Annotated in this window: 24 protein-coding genes; 17 read left to right on the plus strand and 7 right to left on the minus strand. The window is 65.9% G+C overall.

Annotation, left to right across the window (positions count from 1 at the left end):
• Positions 1-152 precede the first annotated feature (152 nt).
• Positions 153-731, minus strand: a complete 579-nt coding sequence (sodB, locus tag A9J21_RS22445) for a superoxide dismutase [Fe] (protein WP_066739371.1) — start codon at positions 729-731, stop codon at positions 153-155.
• A gap of 182 nt (positions 732-913) precedes the next feature.
• Positions 914-2,299 (minus strand): exodeoxyribonuclease VII large subunit, encoded by a 1,386-nt coding sequence (gene xseA / locus A9J21_RS22450; protein WP_066739372.1) that lies wholly within the window; start codon positions 2,297-2,299, stop codon positions 914-916.
• A gap of 490 nt (positions 2,300-2,789) precedes the next feature.
• Between xseA and A9J21_RS31705 the strand changes: the two genes are divergently transcribed.
• The 8 genes from A9J21_RS31705 (at position 2,790) to A9J21_RS22485 (ending at position 8,679) form a co-directional block, all read left to right on the plus strand.
• Positions 2,790-3,065 (plus strand): hypothetical protein, encoded by a 276-nt coding sequence (locus A9J21_RS31705; RefSeq protein ID WP_156546096.1) that lies wholly within the window; start codon positions 2,790-2,792, stop codon positions 3,063-3,065.
• Positions 3,066-3,320: 255 nt separating this feature from the next.
• Positions 3,321-3,941, plus strand: a complete 621-nt coding sequence (locus A9J21_RS22455) for a MotA/TolQ/ExbB proton channel family protein (protein WP_066739373.1) — start codon at positions 3,321-3,323, stop codon at positions 3,939-3,941.
• An 18-nt stretch (positions 3,942-3,959) separates the two neighbouring features.
• The gene (locus tag A9J21_RS22460) at positions 3,960-4,391 is read left to right on the plus strand and encodes a biopolymer transporter ExbD (protein ID WP_066739374.1); all 432 of its coding nucleotides are present in this window, start codon (positions 3,960-3,962) and stop codon (positions 4,389-4,391) included.
• 128 nt (positions 4,392-4,519) lie between these two features.
• Entirely contained in the window at positions 4,520-5,641 is a 1,122-nt protein-coding gene (gene lpxK / locus A9J21_RS22465; RefSeq protein WP_066739375.1) for a tetraacyldisaccharide 4'-kinase, read from the plus strand.
• Positions 5,622-5,822, plus strand: coding sequence for a Trm112 family protein (locus A9J21_RS22470; protein WP_066739376.1), 201 nt, complete (start codon positions 5,622-5,624; stop codon positions 5,820-5,822). The genes lpxK and A9J21_RS22470 overlap by 20 nt, the downstream gene beginning before the upstream one ends.
• Positions 5,823-5,866: 44 nt before the next feature.
• On the plus strand, positions 5,867-6,676 hold the full coding sequence (gene kdsB, locus A9J21_RS22475) for a 3-deoxy-manno-octulosonate cytidylyltransferase (RefSeq protein WP_066739377.1): 810 nt from the start codon (positions 5,867-5,869) through the stop codon (positions 6,674-6,676).
• 398 nt (positions 6,677-7,074) lie between these two features.
• On the plus strand, positions 7,075-7,740 hold the full coding sequence (gene adk / locus A9J21_RS22480; RefSeq protein WP_066739378.1) for an adenylate kinase: 666 nt from the start codon (positions 7,075-7,077) through the stop codon (positions 7,738-7,740).
• Between the two features lie 180 nt (positions 7,741-7,920).
• The gene (locus A9J21_RS22485) at positions 7,921-8,679 is read left to right on the plus strand and encodes a 3-hydroxyacyl-CoA dehydrogenase (protein WP_066739379.1); all 759 of its coding nucleotides are present in this window, start codon (positions 7,921-7,923) and stop codon (positions 8,677-8,679) included.
• A gap of 12 nt (positions 8,680-8,691) precedes the next feature.
• Here the strand turns inward: A9J21_RS22485 and A9J21_RS22490 are convergent, their stop codons facing one another.
• Entirely contained in the window at positions 8,692-9,486 is a 795-nt protein-coding gene (locus tag A9J21_RS22490) for a helix-turn-helix transcriptional regulator (protein ID WP_066739380.1), read from the minus strand.
• 133 nt (positions 9,487-9,619) lie between these two features.
• Between A9J21_RS22490 and A9J21_RS22495 the strand changes: the two genes are divergently transcribed.
• On the plus strand, positions 9,620-10,390 hold the full coding sequence (locus A9J21_RS22495; protein WP_066739381.1) for a class I SAM-dependent methyltransferase: 771 nt from the start codon (positions 9,620-9,622) through the stop codon (positions 10,388-10,390).
• A gap of 28 nt (positions 10,391-10,418) precedes the next feature.
• Here the strand turns inward: A9J21_RS22495 and A9J21_RS22500 are convergent, their stop codons facing one another.
• The gene (locus A9J21_RS22500) at positions 10,419-11,324 is read right to left on the minus strand and encodes a LysR family transcriptional regulator (RefSeq protein ID WP_066739382.1); all 906 of its coding nucleotides are present in this window, start codon (positions 11,322-11,324) and stop codon (positions 10,419-10,421) included.
• Positions 11,325-11,418: 94 nt separating this feature from the next.
• On the opposite strand from A9J21_RS22500, the gene A9J21_RS22505 reads away from it, so the two are divergent.
• Positions 11,419-12,444, plus strand: coding sequence for a bile acid:sodium symporter family protein (locus A9J21_RS22505; RefSeq protein ID WP_066739383.1), 1,026 nt, complete (start codon positions 11,419-11,421; stop codon positions 12,442-12,444).
• A 71-nt stretch (positions 12,445-12,515) separates the two neighbouring features.
• Here A9J21_RS22505 and A9J21_RS22510 read toward each other — a convergent pair whose 3' ends face one another.
• Together A9J21_RS22510 and tsaE are read right to left on the minus strand one after the other, a co-directional pair.
• Positions 12,516-14,027, minus strand: a complete 1,512-nt coding sequence (locus tag A9J21_RS22510) for an N-acetylmuramoyl-L-alanine amidase (protein ID WP_066739384.1) — start codon at positions 14,025-14,027, stop codon at positions 12,516-12,518.
• Positions 14,021-14,554, minus strand: coding sequence for a tRNA (adenosine(37)-N6)-threonylcarbamoyltransferase complex ATPase subunit type 1 TsaE (gene tsaE, locus A9J21_RS22515; protein WP_066739385.1), 534 nt, complete (start codon positions 14,552-14,554; stop codon positions 14,021-14,023). Before tsaE ends, A9J21_RS22510 begins: the two co-directional genes overlap by 7 nt.
• 16 nt (positions 14,555-14,570) lie before the next feature.
• Between tsaE and queG the strand changes: the two genes are divergently transcribed.
• The gene (gene queG / locus A9J21_RS22520; RefSeq protein WP_066739386.1) at positions 14,571-15,764 is read left to right on the plus strand and encodes a tRNA epoxyqueuosine(34) reductase QueG; all 1,194 of its coding nucleotides are present in this window, start codon (positions 14,571-14,573) and stop codon (positions 15,762-15,764) included.
• 24 nt (positions 15,765-15,788) lie between these two features.
• Here the strand turns inward: queG and A9J21_RS22525 are convergent, their stop codons facing one another.
• On the minus strand, positions 15,789-16,682 hold the full coding sequence (locus A9J21_RS22525) for an AEC family transporter (protein ID WP_066739387.1): 894 nt from the start codon (positions 16,680-16,682) through the stop codon (positions 15,789-15,791).
• Between the two features lie 154 nt (positions 16,683-16,836).
• Between A9J21_RS22525 and A9J21_RS22530 the strand changes: the two genes are divergently transcribed.
• The 6 genes from A9J21_RS22530 to plsY all read left to right on the plus strand — a co-directional run bounded on the left by A9J21_RS22530 (position 16,837) and on the right by plsY (position 21,450).
• Positions 16,837-17,454 (plus strand): chalcone isomerase family protein, encoded by a 618-nt coding sequence (locus A9J21_RS22530; protein WP_066739388.1) that lies wholly within the window; start codon positions 16,837-16,839, stop codon positions 17,452-17,454.
• A 105-nt stretch (positions 17,455-17,559) separates the two neighbouring features.
• Positions 17,560-18,549 carry a tripartite tricarboxylate transporter substrate binding protein BugE gene (locus A9J21_RS22535; RefSeq protein WP_066739389.1) on the plus strand — a complete coding sequence of 330 codons (990 nt, stop codon included), beginning with the start codon at positions 17,560-17,562 and terminating at the stop codon, positions 18,547-18,549.
• Positions 18,550-18,827: 278 nt separating this feature from the next.
• A complete protein-coding gene (locus tag A9J21_RS22540; protein WP_066739390.1) occupies positions 18,828-19,307 on the plus strand; it encodes a methylated-DNA--[protein]-cysteine S-methyltransferase in 480 nt (159 codons plus the stop codon).
• Positions 19,304-20,212, plus strand: a complete 909-nt coding sequence (gene xerD, locus A9J21_RS22545; RefSeq protein WP_066739391.1) for a site-specific tyrosine recombinase XerD — start codon at positions 19,304-19,306, stop codon at positions 20,210-20,212. The genes A9J21_RS22540 and xerD overlap by 4 nt, the downstream gene beginning before the upstream one ends.
• A 22-nt stretch (positions 20,213-20,234) precedes the next feature.
• The gene (locus A9J21_RS22550; RefSeq protein WP_066739392.1) at positions 20,235-20,726 is read left to right on the plus strand and encodes an aminoacyl-tRNA deacylase; all 492 of its coding nucleotides are present in this window, start codon (positions 20,235-20,237) and stop codon (positions 20,724-20,726) included.
• A gap of 115 nt (positions 20,727-20,841) precedes the next feature.
• Positions 20,842-21,450 (plus strand): glycerol-3-phosphate 1-O-acyltransferase PlsY, encoded by a 609-nt coding sequence (plsY, locus tag A9J21_RS22555; RefSeq protein WP_066739393.1) that lies wholly within the window; start codon positions 20,842-20,844, stop codon positions 21,448-21,450.
• Positions 21,451-21,558 lie beyond the last annotated feature (108 nt).

A 21,558-nucleotide genomic window follows, 5' to 3' on the forward strand; every position in this document is an offset into this window, starting at 1 on the left:
ACGGATAGGCCCACGCCTCCAAGGCTGGCGCGCGTGGTCAGGACCGTCCGTGGCACTGACAGCCGGCGGCCTGCGAAAAGAACCCGCAAAAAGAAAAAGCCCCGGAGTTTCCGGGGCCTTTCACTGGGGCCTTATGCGGCGAACGTATTCGCTCAGGCGAAGTTCTTCGAAGCGAAGTCCCAGTTCACGACGTTCCAGAATGCCTCGACATACTTCGGACGGGCATTGCGGTAGTCGATGTAGTAGGCGTGTTCCCACACGTCGCAGGTCAGCAGCGGCTTGGCGTCGGTGGTCAGCGGCGTGGCGGCGTTCGAGGTGGACACCAGGTCCAGCGAGCCGTCGGTCTTCTTGACCAGCCAGGCCCAGCCCGAACCGAAGGTGCCAACGGCCGTCTTCGTGAATTCTTCCTTGAACTTGTCGAACGAACCGAACTTGGCGTTGATCGCGTCAGCCAGGGCACCGGTCGGCTGGCCGCCACCGTTCGGCTTCATCGATTCCCAGTAAAACGTGTGGTTCCAAACCTGGGCAGCGTTGTTGAAGATGCCGCCCGACGACTTCTTGACGATTTCTTCCAGCGAAGCGTTCTCGAACTCGGTGCCCTTGATCAGGTTGTTCAGGTTCGTGACGTAGGTCTGGTGATGCTTGTCATGATGGAACTCCAGGGTCTCCTTGGAGATGTGCGGAGCCAGGGCGTCATGCGCGTACGGGAGAGGAGGGAGCGTGTGTTCCATTGTTCTGTCTCTACGGTTTTGGTGGGGAGAATGGCCGATTGTAGGTGACTTGCCAGACCCGCGCAAACGGCTCTGGAAAGCCCCCTGACCTCATGTTAGTTTCCCCTGCGGCCGCTCAGGGGACCATTTCCATCGACTGAGAATCAGTCGCAACCAGGCCGGCGCCAGCGCCCTGGAATGTCTTAGAAAGTAGCCAGTTTCGACTGGACGCCGGCAATTTCCAGGTCCGCCGTGCCGTCCGCCAGATGCGCCTCGACAATGCTGCCGGCGCGCAAGTCACTGGGCGACCGCAGGGCCCGTCCGCGATTGTCGAGCAGCACGGCGTAACCGCGTTCCAGCGTGCGCTGCGGGGCCAGCAGTTCCAGTGCCCCCGCCGCGCGGGCCAGCCGTTGTGTTTCACGTTCGTGACGTCGGTCGAGCGCGGCATCCATGCGCGCCGCCATGCGGGCCAGCGTCGCCTGCGCCGCGCCGGTATCGGGCTGGCAGGCACGCCAGCGCATGGTCAGCACGTCATGCCGATGACGCTGGGCGGACACGGTATCCCGCAGTGCCGCACGCAAGTGTCGGGCCAGATTGTCGACCTGCGCGCGCCGTTCCTGCAGTTGCGCCTGCGGACTGCGCAACTGCCGCGCCAGCCACTGCAGATGCTGCCCGCGCCGTTCGAGCTGGCGATCCATGCATTGCGCCAGCGATTCGCGCGCCCGGCGGGCGGCCTGCAGCAGATGCGCCCGATCGGGACTGACCAGTTCGGCCGCCCCGGTTGGCGTGGGGGCTCGTACATCCGCCACGAAATCGGCAATCGTGAAATCGGTTTCATGGCCCACACCGGACACCACCGGCACGCGGCTGCGCGCAATGGCCTGGGCCACCACTTCTTCGTTGAACGACCAAAGGTCTTCGATGCTGCCGCCGCCACGGCACAGGATGAGTACATCGCATTCTTCACGCGCACTGGCCGTATCGAGCATCGACGCGATCTTCTCCGCAGCGCCTGCGCCTTGCACGGGTACCGGGTAAACAACCACGTTGACGTGTGGCGCACGCCGTTGCAGCGTGGTCAGCACGTCGCGCATCGCCGCAGCCTGCAGCGACGTGATCACGCCAATCGTCCGGGGATGCGACGGGATGGGACGCTTGCGTGCGGGATCGAACAGGCCCGCCTGTGCAAGTTTTTCCTTGAGGCGCAGGAACGCTTCGTAGAGATTGCCCAGGCCCGCGCGCCGCATGGCTTCCACGCCAAGTTGCAGCTCGCCGCGCGCTTCGTACATCGACACCACGGCACGCACTTCCACCGCCTCGCCTTCGCGCGGCGTGAAATCCACGTGCTGGTTGCGTCCGCGAAACATCACGCAGCGGATCTGCGCGCGTGCATCCTTGAGCGAGAAATACCAGTGGCCGCTGGCCGCGCGTGTGAAATTCGAAATTTCGCCCCTGACCCAGGCCAGCGGAAAGCTACGCTCCAGGACGCCGGCAATGGCGTGGTTGAGTTCGCTGACCGGAATCACGTCGCGCGTGCGCGAAGGCGGCTGGGACGGCGCAAAACGCGAAAGGTTCTCGTTCTCTGGCATGGTGCACGACCGCGCGGGCGGCGTGAGATGGACATGTCCACAGCATAACCGCTATGTCAAGAGGCATTGCGCAGCGCACTCGCATTCGCCCGCGATCCGCATGAGTCGGTACAAGCTATTGATTCATTTGATTTTTCTGACAGGACCAAAAAACAGGCAATGTAAGAGAAAACCTTACGCGTCAACGACTTACCAAAACGCCCCGGGGCTTGTTCACAAAGTTATCCACAGAAGCTTTGGATAATGGATTTGTCAAGGGTCTGGGCTGTGGACAACGTATACCTTGCGCACCGATCCCCGCTGTGGCAACGCGCGCGCCCTGCCGAAGTCGACCGCGCCGCACGACAGGCTTGCGCACCCCGATTGCCCATTTATTAGGCAGATACGTATACGTCCATACGGATCAAGGGGTTAGGCGTCTTCTCCCGGTCTTATCCACAACCCGTCCACAATCCTGTCCTGCGTCGATGTGGAAAGTCCACGACCTGGTTTGGCCGCCAAATGGCTCCTGCGGCGCCACCCCATTGCCCATTTTTTTAGCAATGCGACACTTTGTCTTTTGAATCAAGGATTTAGCGAAAGTCTTCGACAACTTTCCACAGCCGATCCACAACACTGTCCCGCCAGAATGTGGAAAGCCCTGCCCGCAACAGCCGAAACGGCTCCGCTGACGCCTGGCGCACTGGCCAAACCCTTCGATCCGGCGGGCTTTCCCCGTCTTGCACAAAAAACAGGCAATCAAGGGGCAGCCGTTGAAAATCAATGACTTATGGCGTTTTTCCGAAGGCTTTCCACAACTGGTCCACAATCCTGTCCCGCCTCAGTGTGGAAAGCCGCAGACAGCGCCAACGTGCGTGGCTTGCCGCGCTGGCCGGGGGCGGGTTAGAGTGGCGCCTGCAATTTTTCGAGCATCGCCGGTGCGCACGCGGAACGCAGCGCGCGCATCAAAGGCTGCCGCGCAGTTGTCATTCAGGCTGTTCCATTTCGGGTCTGTCGCTTTCGTAGAAATTCGGGGGTCCACGTGTTTTCCATCATTCAAGCGGCCGGCTGGCCGATCTGGCCGCTGCTGCTCGCCTCGGTCATCGCGCTCGCGCTGATCGTCGAACGTTTCGTTTCCCTCAAGCGCAGCAAGATCCTGCCGCCGAAGCTGTACGAGGAGGCGCTCTCCGCCGCCCAGCAGCGCAAGGCCACGCCTGAGGTCGTCAACAATCTCGAGAAGAATTCGCCGCTCGGCCGCGTGCTGGCCGCCGGCCTGCGCCACGTGGTGCTGCAGCCGCAGACGTCGCGCGACTCCGCCAAGGACGTGGTGGAAGAAGCCGGCCGCGCCGTGGCGCACGACCTGGAGCGCTATCTGAACGCACTTGGCACGATTGCCTCGGTGGCACCGCTGATGGGCCTGCTGGGCACCGTGATCGGCATGATCGAGATCTTCGGGAACCAGGGCGGCACGGGCGCCAACCCCGAGCAGCTGGCGCACGGCATCTCGGTGGCGCTGTACAACACGGCCTTCGGCCTGATCGTGGCGATTCCGGCGCTGATCTTCTGGCGCTACTTCCGCCGCCTGGTGGACGACTACGTGGCCGAGCTCGAATTCCGCGCCACCGCGTTCCTGGACGCCATCCTGCCGCAGCGCAGGGCCTGACGCGGCCGGGAGCACGCCATGCGTTTCCGTTCCCGCCAGCGGCGCGAGGAGCCGGAGATCAACCTGATCCCGCTCATCGACGTGCTGCTCGTGATCCTGATCTTCCTGATGATCACGACCACGTACTCGCGCTTTACCGAACTGCAGATCCAGCTGCCCACCGCCGATGCCGATCGCGCGCAGCAACATCCGACCGAAATCGTCGTATCGGTGTCGGCACGCGGGGTCTATTCCGTCAACAAGCAGGTGCTGGAGCAGAAGGATGTGACCAGCCTGGCCGACCAGCTGCGCAGCGCCGCCGGACCGGCCGGCAGCGGCCCGCAGCCCGTGGTGATCGTCAATGCCGACGCCCAGGCCACGCACCAGGCTGTGATCAACGTGATGGAAGCGGCCCGCGTGGCCGGCCTGTCGCGCCTGACCTTCGCCACGCAAAGCGCGCAGCAGCGCTGACGCCCGCACCGGGCGCGCAGGGCCGGATGGGCGGCAAACTTGCCGCATGCGCTGCGCAATGCCCATAATGTCTGCATCGGGCCGATGCCACCTCCGGGTGGCATTGCCCTTTTCCATCCATCCCGCTCATGCCCGCTCCCCGACACGCCCTTGCCGACTTCGTCACCGCCCAGTGGCAGCGCCGCGGCTGGTTCGCCTGGCTCATGTGGCCGCTGTCGCTGCTGTTCGGCCTGATCGCGCGCATCCGTCGCCACGGCTACCGCCAGGGCTGGTTCAAGTCGACGCGCCTGCCCATGCCGGTGATCGTGGTCGGCAATGTCACCGTGGGCGGCACCGGCAAGACGCCGGCCGTGATCGCGCTGGCCCAGGCGCTGTGCGAGGCCGGACTGCGTCCCGGCGTGGTATCGCGCGGCTACGGCGTGACACTGAAGCATCCGCGCCGGGTCAAGCCGACCTCGAAAGCGGCGGACGTTGGCGACGAGCCGCTGCTGATTGCGCGCGCCACCGACGTGCCGGTTTGGGTGTTCCCCGATCGCGCGCTGTGCGCGCAGACGATGCTGGTGTCGCATCCGGGCGTCAATGTGCTGCTGCTGGACGACGGCCTGCAGCATTACCGGCTGCAGCGCGATTTCGAGATCGTCATGTTCGATACCCGCATGGGCGGCAACGGCATGCTGCTGCCGGCCGGGCCGCTGCGCGAGCCGCTGAGCCGGCCGCGCGATGCCACGCTGATCAACGATCCGAACTTCAAGGCCACGCCCGACAAGCCCAATGTCTACGGCATGCGCCTGGAACTCGACGACGCCTGGCAGCTCAACGACCCGGCCATGGCACGCCCGGTGGCGCAGTTCGCCGGCAAGCGCGTGCTGGCCGCCGCCGGTATCGGCAACCCGGAACGATTCTTTGCCAGCCTGCGCCGCGCCGGCCTGGCGCCCACGGCAACGATGCCGCTGCCGGACCATTACGACTTCGCCGACGACCCGTTCGCCGGCAATGACGATGCGCTCAACGCGGACGTGATCCTGATCACCGAGAAGGATGCCGTAAAATGCGAGCGCTTTGACGACCCGAGGATCTGGGTCGTCCCCACCACGCCCGTGATCGACGCGGGCCTGATCGACAAAATCCGCCGCGTCGTACTGGCGCGCAACCCGGCCGTCGCCACACCCGTCACCACGGGGCAATCCTCCGCCACGGGCGCGGCGACCGGGCTCGACAAGGAACACCAGGATGGACAACCGGCTGCTTGAAATCCTCGTCTGCCCGCTGTGCAAGGGCAAGCTGGAATACGATCGCGCCGCCCAGGAACTGATCTGCCACACCGACAAGCTGGCGTACCCGATTCGCGACGGCATCCCGGTCATGCTGGCCGATGAAGCGCGCCAGTCGGTGCCCGGCCGCGTGGTGCCCGTCGAACCGTCCGACAACTGATCGGACGCCCGCGCCGCCAGCATCGGCGCAGTCAGGCAATCATCATGAGCATTCCCGCATTTACCGTCGTCATTCCGGCGCGCCTGGCCTCGACCCGGCTGCCGAACAAGCCGCTGGCCGATATCGGCGGCCACCCGATGATCGTGCGCGTGGCCGAACGCGCGCATGCATCGTCCGCGCAGCGCACCGTGGTAGCCACCGACGCGCCGGAAGTGGCAGCTGCCTGCGCCGCGCGCGGCGTGGAGGCCGTGATCACGCGCGCCGACCACCCTTCGGGCACCGACCGCCTGTCGGAAGTGGCCGCCCAGCTTGGCCTGGCTGACGACGCCATCGTGGTCAACGTGCAGGGCGACGAGCCGCTGATCGATCCGAACCTGATCGACGAAGTGGCGCTGCACCTGGCCGCGCATCCCGATTGCGCCATCGCCACGGCCGCTCATCCGCTGGACGACCCCGCCGAGGTCTTCAACCCCAATGTGGTGAAGGTGGTGTGCGACAACGCGGGCCGCGCGCTGTATTTCTCGCGGGCACCGATTCCCTGGGCGCGCGACGCATGGGCCGCCGTTCCGACGCAGCCGGCAGCTGCCGCACAGGTGCCGATGCCGGCCATGCCCGTGCTGCGCCATATCGGCATCTACGCCTATCGCGCCGGTTTCCTGCGGCGATTCCCGACGCTGGCGATTTCGCCGGTCGAACAGGTCGAGGCGCTGGAACAACTGCGCGCCATGTGGCATGGCGAGCGCATCGGGGTGATGGTGACGGCCGCGGCGCCGGCACCGGGCGTGGATACGCCGGCCGACCTGGAGCGTGTGCGCGCACTCTGGGCGCAGGGCATGGCACAGGACGGCCCCTGAAAATCACACGGCGGATGCCGTAGACCCCAGTTTCCCGCTGGAGTTCATACTGCTGCAACCTGGACGAAGGCCGAACCGGCATTGCCCATGGCATAATGCCTGCCGATACAGAGCCCGCATGCGTGCGCAGCACGACTGCAAAGGCTCGGTGGGGAGATAGAGATCGAGCCGCCCGGATGCGCGCCGCTGGCCCGTCGCCGCGAACTGCAGGACCTTCGCACGACAGTCAGACGCCGCCGCGCTTCGGGCGCCGCGCATGAGCGGACGCCGGCATATGCCTTGGCCTTCACGTGCAGACGTCGAGGCATGGCCGGACGTAAGTCCCGCGTCAAGTTGCAGCGGTACCCTCCTTCCATAGATCCCGCCAGACCGAATTCAAATACCTTGAGGACCCGTAAATGCGTTTGATCCTGTTGGGCGCGCCTGGCGCCGGCAAAGGCACGCAAGCCAAGTTCATCTGCGAGAAGTTCGGCATTCCGCAAATCTCCACCGGCGACATGCTGCGCGCCGCGGTGAAGGCCGGTACGCCGCTGGGCATCGAAGCCAAGAAAGTGATGGACGCGGGCGGACTGGTGTCGGATGACATCATTATCGGCCTGGTGAAGGACCGCCTTAAGCAGCCGGACTGCGAAAAGGGCTATCTGTTCGACGGTTTCCCGCGCACGATTCCGCAGGCCGAGGCCATGAAGGAAGCCGGCGTGGCCATCGACTACGTGCTGGAGATCGACGTACCGTTCGACGCCATCATCGAGCGCATGAGCGGTCGCCGCGTCCACGTGGCGTCGGGTCGTACGTACCACGTGCGCTACAACCCGCCGAAGGTGGAAAACACCGACGACGAAACCGGCGAAGCGCTGATCCAGCGCGACGACGACAAGGAAGACACGGTGCGCAAGCGCCTGGACGTGTACTCGCAGCAGACGCGTCCGCTGGTGGACTACTACTCCGACTGGGCCAGCAAGGGCGACACGTCGGCCAAGGTGGCACCGCCGCAGTATCGCAAGATCTCGGGCGTGGGCGACGTGGACAAGATCACGGCCAGCGTCTTTGAAGCGCTGAAGTAATCGGCGCTGCCCAGCAGTACACCGGAAACGGCCCAGGCTCCCCTGGGCCGTTTTTGTTTCTGGGGCTGACCCGGGCTTACGCGGGGCGATGATTTACGTTAACGTAAACGGCAGATCAATCGCGGCAGATCAATCGCGGCAACCAGATCCGCGGCACGCAAAAACAAAGGAGACAGACCGATGGACATCCAGGGCAACGTATTCATCGTCACCGGCGGCGCGTCGGGGTTGGGCGCGGGCACCGCGCGCATGCTGGCGCAGGCGGGCGGCAAGGTCGTGATCGCCGATCTCAACGAGGCGGCCGGCACCGCGCTGGCCCAGGAACTGGGCGGCCAGTACGTGAAGTGCGACGTCACGTCCGAGGCCGATGGTCAGGCCGTGGTCGATGCCGCCCGCAAGCTCGGCCGGCTGTCAGGCCTGGTCAACTGCGCCGGCATTGCCGTGGCGGCCAAGACCGTGGGGAAGAATGGCCCGCATCCGCTCGACGCCTTCGAGAAGACCATCCGTGTGAACCTGATCGGCACGTTCAACATGATCCGGCTGGCTGCGGCGGCCATGGTGGAAAACACGCCCGATGCCGAAGGCGAGCGCGGGGTGATCATCAATACGGCGTCGGTGGCCGCCTTCGACGGCCAGATCGGCCAGGCCGCCTATGCGGCGTCCAAGGGCGGCGTGGTCGGCATGACACTGGCGATCGCCCGCGACCTGGCGCGCGACGGCGTGCGCTGCATGACCATCGCACCGGGCCTGTTCGAAACGCCGATGCTGCTGGGCATGCCGCCCGAAGTGCAGGACGCGCTGGGCAAGATGGTGCCGTTCCCGCCGCGCCTGGGCCGCCCGACCGAATTCGCGAAGCTGGCGCAGGCCATTATCGGCAACACGATGATGAACGGCGAAGTGATCCGCCTCGATGGCGCGATCCGCATGCAGCCGAAATAACCTGCCGCTGGCCTAGACCGCCGGCAGCAGCATCGCCAGCATCAGGCCTGGCACGGCCGGCGGCACCAGCGTCAGTTGTTCCAGATAGACCAGGCCGTGCGCCGGATGATGAAAGCCGCGCCGGCCGCCCTGCCGTTCCTCCACGTCCTGCGACCGCCAGGCATTGGCAAATGCCGGGCTGTCTGCCATCAACTGCTCGACCAGCGCGCGTGTGGCCGGATCTTCCGCATGGCGCAGGCTGTGTACGCGAAACTCCGCCACCAGCCGCGCCGCCCGGTGCGGCCAGTCTTCCACCAGCGCCTGCAGGCCGGGCGACAGGAACATGGCCCGCAGCAGGTTGCGCTCGGTGGTGGCGTCGTCGAGCCATCCGACGAACAGATCGGCCGCCGCCGCATTCCAGGCCAGCGCCGTCCACTGGCGATCCAGCAGGTAAGCTGGCGCCGCAATCGCCTGCACGCTGGCAAGCAAGGCCTGTGGCACGTCCGGCTCCGCATCCGCCCGGGGCTCCGGCTTGCCGGCCAGCGCGAACAGATAGGCCCGTTCGGCACGCGACAGGCGCAGGGCCTGCGCCAGGCTCGCCAGCGCGCGCACCGACATCGCCACGGGGCGCCCCTGCTCCAGCCACGTTACCCAGGTTGCACTGAGCCCCGCCAGCTGGGCCACTTCCTCGCGCCGCAGCCCGGGCGTGCGACGCCGCCGGCCCGGCGGCAGGCCGACATCGGCAGGGCTGAGCCGCTCGCGATGATTACGCAGGAACGCCCCCAGTTCGGATTCGCGTGATGCAGGTGGAAGTGGCTCGACGGACATGACTGGTGGCGCTTATACCAGGATAAAAGAGTGACTTGTACCGGGAAAACACGGCGTCTACAGTACGTGAACCCCCGGGCCCGGGCAATCCCCCTTCTCTTTTCATCCATCTAAAAAGAACGAGGCACCCCTCATGCAACAGCAGGAACTCGTCGCCGCCCAGTTCGGCGCCACCGCCAACGCATATCTCACCAGCGCCGTCCACGCCCAGGGCGCTGACCTGGAACAACTCAAGCAGGCACTGGCGCATCTGAAGCCGGTGGCGCACAGCCGCGTGCTGGACCTGGGCTGCGGCGCCGGCCATGCCAGCTTTGCCGCCGCAACGGCTGCCAACGAAGTGGTGGCTTACGACCTGTCGGCCGAAATGCTCGATGTCGTGGCCGGTGCGGCCAGGGACCGCGGCCTGTCCAATATCTCCACCCGGCAGGGCGCGGCCGAACGCCTGCCCTTTGACGATGCCAGCTTCTGCGCCGTCGTTTCCCGCATGAGCGCCCATCACTGGCGCGACGTACCGGCCGCCCTGCGCGAAATCCGCCGCGTGCTGAAGCCCAACGGCAAAGTGGTGCTGATCGATATCGTGGGCGCTGAAGACCCGCTCTGCGACACATGGTTGCAGTCGGTGGAACTGCTGCGCGATCCGTCGCATATCCGCGACTACACGCCGGTGGCCTGGGCGCGATTGTTCGGGCAGGCGGGATTCGAGGTGGAGGTGTCGCCGGTCTGGCGGATCGAGATCGAATTCCAGAGCTGGGTGACGCGCATGCGCACGCCGGAGGTGGCGCAGGCGGCAATCCGTCATCTGTGGGACAAGGCACCCGCCGAAGTACGCGACCGCTACCGCGTGCAGGCCGACGGCAGCTTTGCGCTGGAAGCCGCAATGGTGACGGCGGTGCCGGCGGGCTGATGCCCGGCAGCCTGACGGCCGTGGTGACTTAGTCAGTCACCACTTCGGCCGGGATCGGCATGGTCTGGACCATTTCCCAGACCGCAGCAGCGGCCGGCGACAGCGACCGGTCTTCTCGCCGCACCATGACGATGCTGCGTTCTTCGCGCGGCGTCAGCGGTTTCGACACCAGCGGCGACGCCGCCGGCAACGGCAGCGAGAACGAAGGCAGCACCGAGGCGCCGATCCCCGCTTCCACCATCCCGAACACGCTGGCCGAGTGGCCCAGCTCCTGCACCACCTGCGGCGCCACGCCGTGACGCGCCAGGATGCGGTCGATCAGGGGCCGGCTGCCCGACGCAAAGTCCAGCAGCACCAGACGCTCGCCATGCAGGGCGCTCCAGGGCACCGACTCCGCCCCGGCCAACGGGTGATCCCTTCGACACACAAAACAAAACGGATCGGTCGCCAGCGGCGCTATGGTCAGTCCTTCCCGCGCCAGCGGATCAATCAGCACGCCGAAATCCACGGCGCCGGCGCGAATCTGCTCCAGCCCGTCGGCCTGGACGTTGTCGCGCACAAACAACCGGATCTCGGGGTACTGGCTGGCGCACGCCGCCACGTACATCGGCATCAGCCGTGCCGAGATGGTCGGGGCACTGGCTATCACTACCCTTCCACGATAGCGCTCGCCTAGCTGCCGGGTTTCTTCGAGCGTGTCATCGAGCTGGCCCAAAAGTCGCTCCAGTGCCGGGACCAGCGCGGTGCCGGCATCGGTCAGCACCACTTCACGCGTGGTGCGGTCCAGGAGACGCACGCCAAGCGCCTCTTCCAGCTCGGCCACACCTCGACTGACGGCGGGCTGGGTAAGGCCAACGGCATCCGCCGCCCGGCTGAAACTGCCGTGCGCCGCCACCGCAAGAAAGACCCGCAACTGCCGCAGTGTGTAATTCATGCAACTAAAAAATGAATAAATGAAATAAATGAATTTGCATTCTAAGCAAGACAAGCGTCCAATACCAAGCGGAAACCCTTACGCACTATCCCCAATGTCTACCCTTCTCGCCCCCTTCAAGAAGATTTACGACCTGATCGACGGGTTCGTTCTCATCATGCTGTGCGCCATCGGCATCGCGCTGGTCGCGCCGGAAATTGGCGCCGGCGATGGTCCGCTGCATCTCGGCATCGTGACCAGCCTTGGTGTCGCGCTCGTGTTTTTCCTGCACGGCGCCGCATTGTCGCGCGACAAGCTCGTGGCCGGGGCCAAGCACTGGCGCCTGCACGTCTTCGTGCAGTCGTTCACCTACGTCGTGTTTCCGATCGTGGGTGTACTGCTGATGCTGTCGCTGCGCAACACGCTGCCGGCCGAACTGCTGCTGGGCGTGTTCTACCTGTGCGCGCTGCCGTCCACGGTATCGTCGTCGGTCGCCATGACGTCGATGGCGCGCGGCAACGTGCCGGGCGCCATCTTCAACGCCACCATTTCGGGCCTGATCGGCATGGCGCTGACCCCGTTGCTGATGGGCCTGGTGATCAGCGCCAGCGGCGCCTCGATGCCGCTGGGCCGCGCGCTGACGGGCGTGGCGCTGCAACTGCTGCTGCCGTTTGCGCTGGGCCAGGCATTCCGCCCGCTGATCGGCAACTGGCTTGCCAAGAAGAAGCAGATCACCAACAAGATCGACCGTGGCGTGATCGTGCTGATCGTATATTCGTCGTTCTGCGATGCCACCGCCGCCGGCTTGTGGCACCAGTATTCGTGGCAGACCATCGGCGCGGTGATGGGCATTGCCGCCGTGATGCTGTTCGTGATCCTGGGCACCACCACGTTCACGGCGCGTCGCCTGGGCTTCTCGGTCGAGGACGAAATCACCGCCGTTTTCTGCGGCTCGAAGAAGAGCCTTGCCAACGGCATCCCGATGGCAAAGATCCTGTTCGCCGGCCATCCGGCACTGGGCCTGCTGGTGCTGCCGCTGATGGTCTACCACCAGTTGCAACTGATTGTGTGCTCGGTGATCGCCGCCCGCTACGCCAGCCGCGACGACATCAAGGAAGCGCGCAACGCGGTGCGCGCCTGATCGTCATTCGTCCAGCTCGAAAAAAAACGGCGCCTTCACCTTCGGCGCCGTTTTTTTATGCGTGCAATGTCTTATACCGACGGGTTCTTCGACAGCGGCGGATTCTTGGCGAAATAAGCCTTGATACCGCGCAGGATGGCGTTTGCCAGCTGCTCCTGGTGCGCGTCGTCGTTGAGCTTGCGTTCCTCTTCCGGATTGGAAATAAACGCGGTCTCGATCAGGATCGACGGGATATCGGGCGCCTTCAGCACCGCAAACCCGGCCTGCTCGACGCTGCCCTTGTGCAGCCGGTTGATGCCGCCGATTTCCTGCAGCACCGACTTGCCCACCTGCATGCTGTCGTTGATCTGCGCCGTGGTGGACAGGTCCAGCAGCACGCGCGACACCTGGGCGTCCTTGTTGCCCATGTTGGTGCCGCCGATCAGGTCGGCGTTGTTTTCCTTGTTGGCCAGCCAGCGGGCGGCCGAACTCGACGCGCCACGCTCGGACAGCGCAAACACCGACGCCCCGCGCGCTTCCGGCGAAACGAAGGCATCGGCGTGGATCGACACGAACAGGTCGGCCTGCACGCGCCGCGCCTTCTGCACGCGCACGTTCAGGGGCACGAAGAAGTCCGAATCGCGCGTCATCATGGCGCGCATATTGGGCTCCGAATCGATCTTCTTGCGCAGGCGCGTGGCGATCTGCAGCACCACGTCCTTCTCGCGCGATCCCGCCGCGCCAATGGCGCCGGGATCTTCGCCGCCATGGCCCGGGTCCAGCGCCACGGTCAGCAGCCGGCGCATCTTGAACTGGCTCGGCGGCGGAACGTTGGTCTGCGCGATCGGGGGCGGCACGGGCGGTGCGGCCGGCCTGTCGGCCGCCGACGGGGTCGACGGCTTCGGCTTCACGGCGGCGATGGCAGGCGGCGGCGCGGTGGTGGCGGGCGGCAGCTGGCCGCGGTCCTCGAACTTGCGCACGATGGCGCCGATGGCATCTTCCTCGGCCCCGGCGGGCGCGCCGGCCACCGGGGCATCGCTGCCGGCAGGTGGCGGGGTCGCGGCAAAGCGGCGTTGCTTGTCCTCGGTGTCGCGCACGAGCTTCCAGAGCGGATCGGGCGGATTGACCGGATACAGGTCGAACACGAGCCGGTTCTTGTATTCGGCAATCGGCAGCAGCGTGAACACCTGCGGAGACACGTCCTCCTTCAGGTCGAACACCATCCGCACCACGCGCGGCCGGTTCTGGCCCACGCGCACCGACTGGATATACGGGTCATTCGGGGTGATCTTCGCCACCAGCTCGCGCAGCGTGGGCGACAGGTCCAGGCCGTCGATGTCCACGACCAGGCGGTCGGGGTTGCGGATCATCTGGTGGACGGCCACGAGCTTCTCGTCGGATTCGATCGTGACGCGGGTGTAGTCCTCGGCGGGCCAGACGCGCACGGCCACGATGCCGGCGCCGAACGCAATCTGCGGGCCGGCCAGCGACAGCACTACCGTCCCGGCACCAGCCTTCAGGGCCTGCGCCATCCATTTGCGGCGGGCCTGAAGCAGTCCGTCGGGTCCATCGGGTCGGTCGGTGGCAAGTCGCTTGATCAGCATGCGTTCAGCAGGATAAGTCCAGTGGGAGTATAGGCGCGCAACGTCGCCATGCGGCGATCCGCGCCATCTTCATCCCCATTAACGGCAATTTGTGGCACGCGGTTGTCCGATTGGAGCAACACGTGCAGATCGGGTTCCCTAAGCAGGCGCCCGGCCTTCTCCGGCCACTCCACCAGATTGAACGCGGGCTCGGCGAAACAGTCGCGAAAACCGGCGTCGATCCATTCTTCGGGATCGGCAAAACGGTAGAGGTCGAAGTGGTAGACGGTCAGCGGCGAGCCATCGGCGCGCTGCACGTCGTAGGGCTCGCACAGCGTGTAGGTAGGGCTGCGGACCTTGCCGGCATGGCCCAGCGCGCGCAGCACGGCGCGCGACAGCGTGGTCTTGCCCGCGCCAAGGTCTCCGGACAGCTGGACATGCACCGTGCGCGGCGGCATGTTGCGCACCGCGCCGGCCAGCGCCGCGCCAAACCGTTCGGTGGCGATTTCGTCGGGCAGCGGCAGGATGCGTTCTTCGAGCAAGGGCATTGCGTACAATTCAGGGATGATCGACCGTGCAGTGCCCGCCCCTACCCCCGCGCAAACCGCGCATCCCGCAGAAGATTCCGCTCCGGCGCGCCCAGATTCCGCCTCCGTCACCCCGGACGTGGACCTGGCATCGCTGGCGGCATCCCTGCGCGGCTGGGGCCGCGCGCTCGGATTCGATGAAATCCGCATTGCCGATGTCGATCTGCGGCACGCCGAAGCGGGCCTGCTGGCGTGGTTGCAGGCGGGCTACCACGGCGACATGGATTATATGGCCAACCACGGCGCAAAGCGCGCCCGGCCGCATGAACTGGTGCCCGGCACGGTGCGCGCCATCGTTGCCCGCATGCCATACCTGCCCGCGCAGGGCCCCGACGACTGGCGCCGCCACGAACTGGCGCGGCTCGACGACCCGGCTACCGCCGTGATTTCGCTCTATGCGCGCGGCCGCGATTATCACAAGGTGCTGCGCAACCGGCTGCAGCAGCTGGCGGCGCGCATCGAGACGGAAATCGGAAAATTCGGCTATCGCGTGTTCACCGACTCGGCCCCGGTCATGGAAGTGGCGCTGGCAAGCCAGGGCGGCCTGGGCTGGCGCGGCAAGCACACGCTGCTGCTGGACCGTGCCGGCGGGTCGATGTTCTTTCTCGGAGAAATACTGGTCGATATCCCGCTGCCGGCCGATCCGGCGGAGGCGCCCCATTGCGGCAACTGCCGCCGCTGCATCGACATCTGCCCCACCGGCGCCATCCTGGAGCCATACCGGCTGGACGCGCGCCGTTGTATTTCCTACCTGACGATCGAGCACAAGGGCGCGATTCCCGAGGCATTGCGTGCGCCGATGGGCAACCGCGTCTATGGCTGCGACGACTGCCAGCTGGCCTGCCCGTGGAACAAGTTCGCGCACCGCGCCACGCTGCCCGATTTCGACGTGCGCAACGGCTTTGACGCCCCCGACATGGCCGAACTTTTCGGCTGGACCGAAGCGGAATTCAACCAGCGGCTCGAAGGCAGCCCGATCCGCCGCATTGGTCACGAGCGCTGGCTGCGCAACCTGGCGGTGGGGCTGGGGAACAGCCTGCGCGTGGCGTCGGCCGGCGATCCGCCCCTGGCCCAGCGCATCCGGGCGGCCTTGCTGGCCCGGCGCGATACCGCCACGCCGCTCGTGCGCGAGCACATCGACTGGGCGCTGGCCCAGGACACCGCTGGCTGAACGGCCCCGAACCGGGCCGATCGGCTAGCTGACCAGCGACAGCCAGACCGGCGTGGTCACCACGGCCGCCACCGTCATGGCCGAAATGGTGGCCGCCACCATCGGCCCGTTGCCACCCATGCGCACGGCCAGGATGTACGCGCTGGACGCCGTGGGCAGCGACGCATAGATGACCACGATCTGGTACTGCAGCGTGGTCAGCGGCAGATACTTCCCGACCAGCCACGCAAAGCACGGCATCGCCAGCAGCTTCACGCCGCTCCACCAGGCCATCGGGCCCGCCGCACCGGTGGCCCCGCTCATCTGCAGGCCGGCGCCCACGGTCATCAGGCCCAGCGCGGTCGATGCCGAGCCCAGGCGGCCCAGCGTCATGCCGATCACCTCGGGTGGATGCAGGCCCAGCAGGTTCGTTGCCAGGCCGATGGCCGTAGCCAGGATCAGCGGATTGCGTGCCAGTTCGCGCAGCAGCTTCGATTCGCCATGCCGCGCCAGGGCCCACACCGCCGCCACGTTGCATAGCGGCACGGTCACGCCGACGACCAGCGCCATCATCGCCAGCCCCTCGCCGCCGCCAAGCCGCGCCGCCAGGGCCAGCCCGATATAGGAATTGAAGCGGAAAGCGGTCTGGAAGCCCGAGGCGAAGTCGATCGGGTCGGGCCGCAGCACGTAGCGCACCAGATAGCCGGTGGCCATGCCGAAAGCCATCGTGGCAAGCGCCAGGCCGAGCATGGCCGAGGTCGACGAGAAGTCGAATTTCGCGCTGTTGGTGGATTGCAACAGCAGCGCCGGAAACAGGACGAAGTAGACCAGGCGTTCCACGCCGGCCCAGAAGGCGCGGTCGAACGAGGTGAATCGAACCAGCAGCCAGCCGATAAGGATCAGGCTGAAATCCGGCACCAGCAGCAGGGCGGCAGACATGTCTCGAATGCTTTGTAGTTATCGTGGCGCCCGACGGCAGGCTTCGTGAAAAGTGAAGCCTAGGGCAGATCCGGATGGGTATTTTTTCAGAATTCCGACAACATGGCACGCTGAATTTCGTCTTGCCCGCGGCTTTGCCGCCGCCTGTCGCACCATGAAGTCCACGCAGTCTTCGTCCCGCCGAGTCACGCTTGCCCGCCGCCTTGCCGTTTCGCTGTGCGCGACGCTGGCGCTCGGCCTGCTGTTGCCGTCGGTATCCGCGATGGAGATTGGCGGCGTGCGCTTCGACGACATGGCGCGCCTGGGCGGCCGGCAGTTGCCGCTCAACGGCACCGGACTACGGCAGGTATTCGTGATCAAGGGCTACGCGGCGGGGCTGTACCTGCCCGAGCGGGCCCGCAATGCCACCGTGGTGCTGGGCTCGCCGGGCCCGAAGCGGCTGCAGATCCGCCCGCTGCGCGAGGTGGAATCGGCGCAGTTCGTGAAGACCCTCAACGACGGGCTGCGCGAGAACCATTCCGAATTGCAGATGCAGTTGCTGTCCGACCGCGTGACGCAGCTGGAACGCACGATGACCCAGCTGGGCACGGCCCAGCGCGGCGACATCATCAATTTCGACTTCACGCCCGAAGGCGGAACCGCCGTGACGCTGAACGGCATTCCACGCGGCCAGACCATTCCGGGCGAGGATTTCTACCAGGCAGTGCTGCGCATCTTCCTGGGCGAACACCCGGTGGACCGCAACCTGAAGCGCGGCCTGCTGGGCGGCTGATTCCGAAGCACGCCGGCGCACTGCTGCAACCGCAGCGGCGCGCCGGTGTTTCATGACCTCCCCGGGCGCGATTCGCCCGGCTTCAACGACGGGAGACTCTCCTCAATGCAAGCTCACAAGAAAGCACTGATCCTGGCTTCGACGGTCTTCATGGCCGCCGCCTCCGTGGCATCCGTAGCACAAGCACAGAGCAACTATCCGGCCAAGCCGATCCGCCTGATCATTCCGTTCGCGCCGGGCGGCACGACCGACATCGTGGGCCGTGGCGTGGCCGACCAGATGAGCCGTATCCTGGGTCAGCCGGTAGTGGTGGAAAACCGCGCCGGTGGCGGCGGCTCGATCGGCGCCGACGCCATCGCCAAGTCGGCCCCGGACGGCTACACCATCGGCATCTCCACGGTGTCGACGATGGCCGTGAACCCGGCCTGCAACCCGAAGCTGTCGTACGACCCGATCAAGGACTTCAAGCCCATCGCCAACGTGGCGAACGTGGCGAACGTGATCGCGGTGAACCCGAACTTCCCGGCCAAGGACTACAAGGAATTCCTGGCCGTGCTGAAGGCCAACCCGGGCAAGTATTCGTACGCGTCGTCGGGCACCTGCGGCTTCGGCCACATGCTGGGCGAGCAGTTCAAGGTGTCGACCAAGACGTTCATGGTCCACATTCCGTACCGTGGCGCAGGCCCGGCACTGAACGACGTGCTGGCCGGCCAGGTGCCGATCATGGTGGACAACCTGCCGTCGTCGATGCCCTACATCAAGGCCGGCAAGCTGCGCCCCATCGTGGTGGCCTGGAACAAGCGCGTGGATGGCCTGGCAAACGTGCCGACCTTCGGCGAAATGGGCCTGAAGGAGCCGAACGATCCGGCCTGGTACGGCCTGGTGGCCCCGGCCGGCACGCCTGACGACATCATCGCCAAGCTGAACGGCGCGGTGGTCAAGGCGCTGCAGGACAAGGGCTTCGTGGATCGCCTGCAAGCCGCCGGCGCCGAGCCGTCGGGCAACACGCCGGCCCAGCACGCCGCCGAGATCAAGAAGGAATTCGACAAGATGAAGAACCTGGTGAAGGTTCAGAACATCAAGCTGGAGCAGTAAGCCAGCCGAGCTGTGCAAAGGTGTTCTCCCCTCTCGGCCTGTGCGGGAGAGGGGTCGGGAGAGAGGGCCGGCGCCCGGACTCCCAGACCCTCGTGACAAGGACCACCCTCACCGGTGGTCCTTTTTTGTTTTACCCTGCCAGCTAGCGTGGCCGGAAATTGACCCGCCGGCGCCCGCCCCCAGCCTCGTCTTCCGCCGGGCCGGAGGCGGGAGAAAACCACGGTGAGTCCGGCAAATCGGCATAAAATCCAGGCTTGCTACCTGAACTGTCACCTTCCATGCAACGTCCCTTCGATGCCGTCCTGCCCGCGCCATTCGGCAAGGTCGGCGTGCGCGTGGATGGCGCGCAGATCCACGAGATCGTCTACCTGCCCGATTCGTTTGCCGACATTGCGCCGTCCGATGCGCTGACACGGCGCGTGGCCGAGCAGCTCGCGGCCTACTACGACAACCCGGACATGGTCTTCGACCTGCCGCTGGCGGCGCGCGGCACCGATTTCCAGCGCAAGGTCTGGAATGCGATCTGCGCGGTGCCGCGCGGCGGGCTGACCACATACGGCACCATCGCCAGATCGCTGCAGAGCATGCCGCGCGCCGTGGGCCAGGCCTGTGGACAGAACTGGTTTCCGATCGTGATCCCGTGCCATCGCGTGGTGGCCGCCAACGGCCTTGGCGGCTTCGCCCATCACGGTGAAGAAGGCTTTCACCTGGGCGTCAAGCGCTGGCTGCTGCGCCATGAGGGGGCGATGCTCCTATGAGCGCGGCGCTGACCGACGACCTGGCGCTGGTCGACCGCTTCTGCGATGCGCTGTGGCTCGAAGACGGGCTGTCGAAGAACACCATCGATGCCTATCGGCGCGACCTCGCGCTGCTCGCGCGCTGGCTGCACGAGACCGACACCAGCGCACTGCTGGCCGTCGACGACACGGCGCTGTCCGGCTACTTCGCGGCACGCCACATGGATACCCGCGCATCGTCGGCCAACCGGCGCCTGACGGTCTTCCGCCGCTTCTACCAGTGGGCGCTGCGCGAGCACATGATCGAGGCCGATCCCTGCCTGTTGCTGCGCCCGGCCAAGCAGCCGCCGCGCTTTCCGAAGACGCTGTCCGAAGGCCAGGTCGAGGCGCTGCTGGAAGCCCCGGACGAGGGAACGCCGCTGGGCCTGCGCGATCGCACCATGCTCGAACTGATGTACGCAAGCGGGCTGCGCGTGTCCGAGCTGACGAACATGAAGACCATCGAAATCGGGCTCAACGAGGGCGTGGCGCGCGTGGTCGGGGGCAAGGGCAACAAGGAACGGCTGGTGCCGTTTGGCGCCCAGGCCGGCGACTGGCTGCGCCGCTACCTGGCCGAAAGCCGCCCCGCGCTGCTGGCCGGCCGCGCCTGCGACGAACTGTTCGTCACCCAGCGCGGCGAAGGCATGACGCGCCAGACGTTCTGGCACCTGATCAAGAAGCATGCGCGCGAGGCTGGCGTCCACGCCCCGCTGTCGCCGCATACGCTGCGGCACGCATTTGCCACGCACCTGCTGAACCACGGCGCCGACCTGCGCGTGGTGCAACTGCTGCTGGGCCATGCCGACATTTCCACCACGCAGATCTACACGCACGTGGCGCGCGAGCGCCTGCGCGAGCTGCACCTGCATCACCATCCGCGCGGTTGAGCCGGCGCGGACCATCCTTTCCATGAGCAAGCAGAAACACATCTCCGAGACACCGGCCACGCAGATGCTGCGCAAGCAGGGCGTGGCATTCGGCGAGCATGCCTATGACTATGTCGACCACGGCGGCACCGGCGAATCGTCGCGCCAGCTTGGCGTGCCCGAGCACAACGTGGTGAAGACGCTGGTGATGGAAGACGAGGCCGCCAGGCCGCTGATCGTGCTGATGCACGGCGACTGCTCGGTATCGACCAAGAACCTGGCGCGGCAGATTGGCTGCAAGAGCGTGCAGCCGTGCAAGCCCGAGGTGGCCCAGCGCCACAGCGGCTACATGGTGGGCGGCACGTCGCCTTTCGGCACCAGGAAGCGCATGCCGGTCTATGTGGAAGGCACCGTGCTGGCGCTGGACACCATCTATATCAACGGCGGGCGGCGCGGCTACCTGGTCAGCATCGCCCCGGGCGTGCTGACCGACCTGCTGGACGCCAAGGCGGTGACTTGCGCGCTGCCCGACTGATGGCGACCGGGCCGGCCGCCAGATTGCGGGAAGCCGGGGAAACCACGGAGTCCGCTGACGCCGCGCCGCGCTACAATCGCGCCAGCCTGAAATTCCTTGTCTTTATTCCCACACAATGGTCAACCTGATATTTGCCGTCATCGCCTACCTGATCGGATCGGTGTCGTTCGCCGTCGTGGTCAGCAAGGTCATGGGCCTGCCCGATCCGCACAGCTACGGCTCCGGCAACCCCGGCGCCACCAACGTGCTGCGCACCGGCAACAAGAAGGCCGCCATCATGACGCTGATCGGCGATGGCCTGAAGGGCTATGTGGCGGTCATGCTGGTCAAGCACCTGGGCCCGGGCTACGGCGTGGACGATACCGGCATCGCGCTGGCCGCGCTGGCCGTGTTCCTGGGCCACCTGTACCCGGTATTCCACCGCTTTGCGGGCGGAAAGGGCGTGGCAACCGCGGCCGGCATCCTGTTCGCCATCCACCCGCTGCTGGGCGCCGGCACGCTGGCCAGCTGGCTCATCATCGCGTTCTTCTTCCGCTATTCGTCGCTGGCCGCGCTGGTGGCCGCGATCTTTGCGCCGTTCTTCTACGTGCTGATGTTCGGCGTGGATATCATCGCCGGCGCCGTGCTGGTCATCAGCGTACTGCTGATCGCGCGTCACCGTGCCAATATCGCCAAGCTGCTGGCCGGCAAGGAAAGCCGGATCGGGGAAAAGAAGAAGGTTTGAGGTTGAGCCACCGAGGGTGGTCTCCCCTCTCCCACTGGTGGGAGAGGGGCGGGGGAGAGGGCAAGCGGCTCAAGATGCGACGGTCGCATTTTGTATTGCCGCCCGCCC

This window comes from Cupriavidus sp. D384, assembly GCF_001652915.1.
Taxonomy (GTDB): domain Bacteria; phylum Pseudomonadota; class Gammaproteobacteria; order Burkholderiales; family Burkholderiaceae; genus Cupriavidus.

Bases quoted from the DNA above. Each gene is read 5' to 3' on its own strand.
- A9J21_RS22510 (WP_066739384.1), bottom strand. From the start codon at position 14,027: ATGCTGATCAAGCGACTTGCCACCGACCGACCCGATGGACCCGACGGA.
- tsaE (WP_066739385.1), bottom strand. From the start codon at position 14,554: ATGCCCTTGCTCGAAGAACGCATCCTGCCGCTGCCCGACGAAATCGCC.
- A9J21_RS22490 (WP_066739380.1), bottom strand. From the start codon at position 9,486: ATGTCCGTCGAGCCACTTCCACCTGCATCACGCGAATCCGAACTGGGG.
- kdsB (WP_066739377.1), top strand. From the start codon at position 5,867: ATGAGCATTCCCGCATTTACCGTCGTCATTCCGGCGCGCCTGGCCTCG.
- A9J21_RS22505 (WP_066739383.1), top strand. From the start codon at position 11,419: ATGTCTACCCTTCTCGCCCCCTTCAAGAAGATTTACGACCTGATCGAC.
- A9J21_RS22470 (WP_066739376.1), top strand. From the start codon at position 5,622: ATGGACAACCGGCTGCTTGAAATCCTCGTCTGCCCGCTGTGCAAGGGC.
- lpxK (WP_066739375.1), top strand. From the start codon at position 4,520: ATGCCCGCTCCCCGACACGCCCTTGCCGACTTCGTCACCGCCCAGTGG.
- A9J21_RS22485 (WP_066739379.1), top strand. From the start codon at position 7,921: ATGGACATCCAGGGCAACGTATTCATCGTCACCGGCGGCGCGTCGGGG.
- A9J21_RS22540 (WP_066739390.1), top strand. From the start codon at position 18,828: ATGCAACGTCCCTTCGATGCCGTCCTGCCCGCGCCATTCGGCAAGGTC.
- A9J21_RS22525 (WP_066739387.1), bottom strand. From the start codon at position 16,682: ATGTCTGCCGCCCTGCTGCTGGTGCCGGATTTCAGCCTGATCCTTATC.
- queG (WP_066739386.1), top strand. From the start codon at position 14,571: ATGATCGACCGTGCAGTGCCCGCCCCTACCCCCGCGCAAACCGCGCAT.
- A9J21_RS22535 (WP_066739389.1), top strand. From the start codon at position 17,560: ATGCAAGCTCACAAGAAAGCACTGATCCTGGCTTCGACGGTCTTCATG.
- A9J21_RS22495 (WP_066739381.1), top strand. From the start codon at position 9,620: ATGCAACAGCAGGAACTCGTCGCCGCCCAGTTCGGCGCCACCGCCAAC.
- xerD (WP_066739391.1), top strand. From the start codon at position 19,304: ATGAGCGCGGCGCTGACCGACGACCTGGCGCTGGTCGACCGCTTCTGC.
- xseA (WP_066739372.1), bottom strand. From the start codon at position 2,299: ATGCCAGAGAACGAGAACCTTTCGCGTTTTGCGCCGTCCCAGCCGCCT.
- A9J21_RS22530 (WP_066739388.1), top strand. From the start codon at position 16,837: ATGAAGTCCACGCAGTCTTCGTCCCGCCGAGTCACGCTTGCCCGCCGC.
- plsY (WP_066739393.1), top strand. From the start codon at position 20,842: ATGGTCAACCTGATATTTGCCGTCATCGCCTACCTGATCGGATCGGTG.
- A9J21_RS22500 (WP_066739382.1), bottom strand. From the start codon at position 11,324: ATGAATTACACACTGCGGCAGTTGCGGGTCTTTCTTGCGGTGGCGGCG.
- sodB (WP_066739371.1), bottom strand. From the start codon at position 731: ATGGAACACACGCTCCCTCCTCTCCCGTACGCGCATGACGCCCTGGCT.
- adk (WP_066739378.1), top strand. From the start codon at position 7,075: ATGCGTTTGATCCTGTTGGGCGCGCCTGGCGCCGGCAAAGGCACGCAA.
- A9J21_RS22460 (WP_066739374.1), top strand. From the start codon at position 3,960: ATGCGTTTCCGTTCCCGCCAGCGGCGCGAGGAGCCGGAGATCAACCTG.
- A9J21_RS22550 (WP_066739392.1), top strand. From the start codon at position 20,235: ATGAGCAAGCAGAAACACATCTCCGAGACACCGGCCACGCAGATGCTG.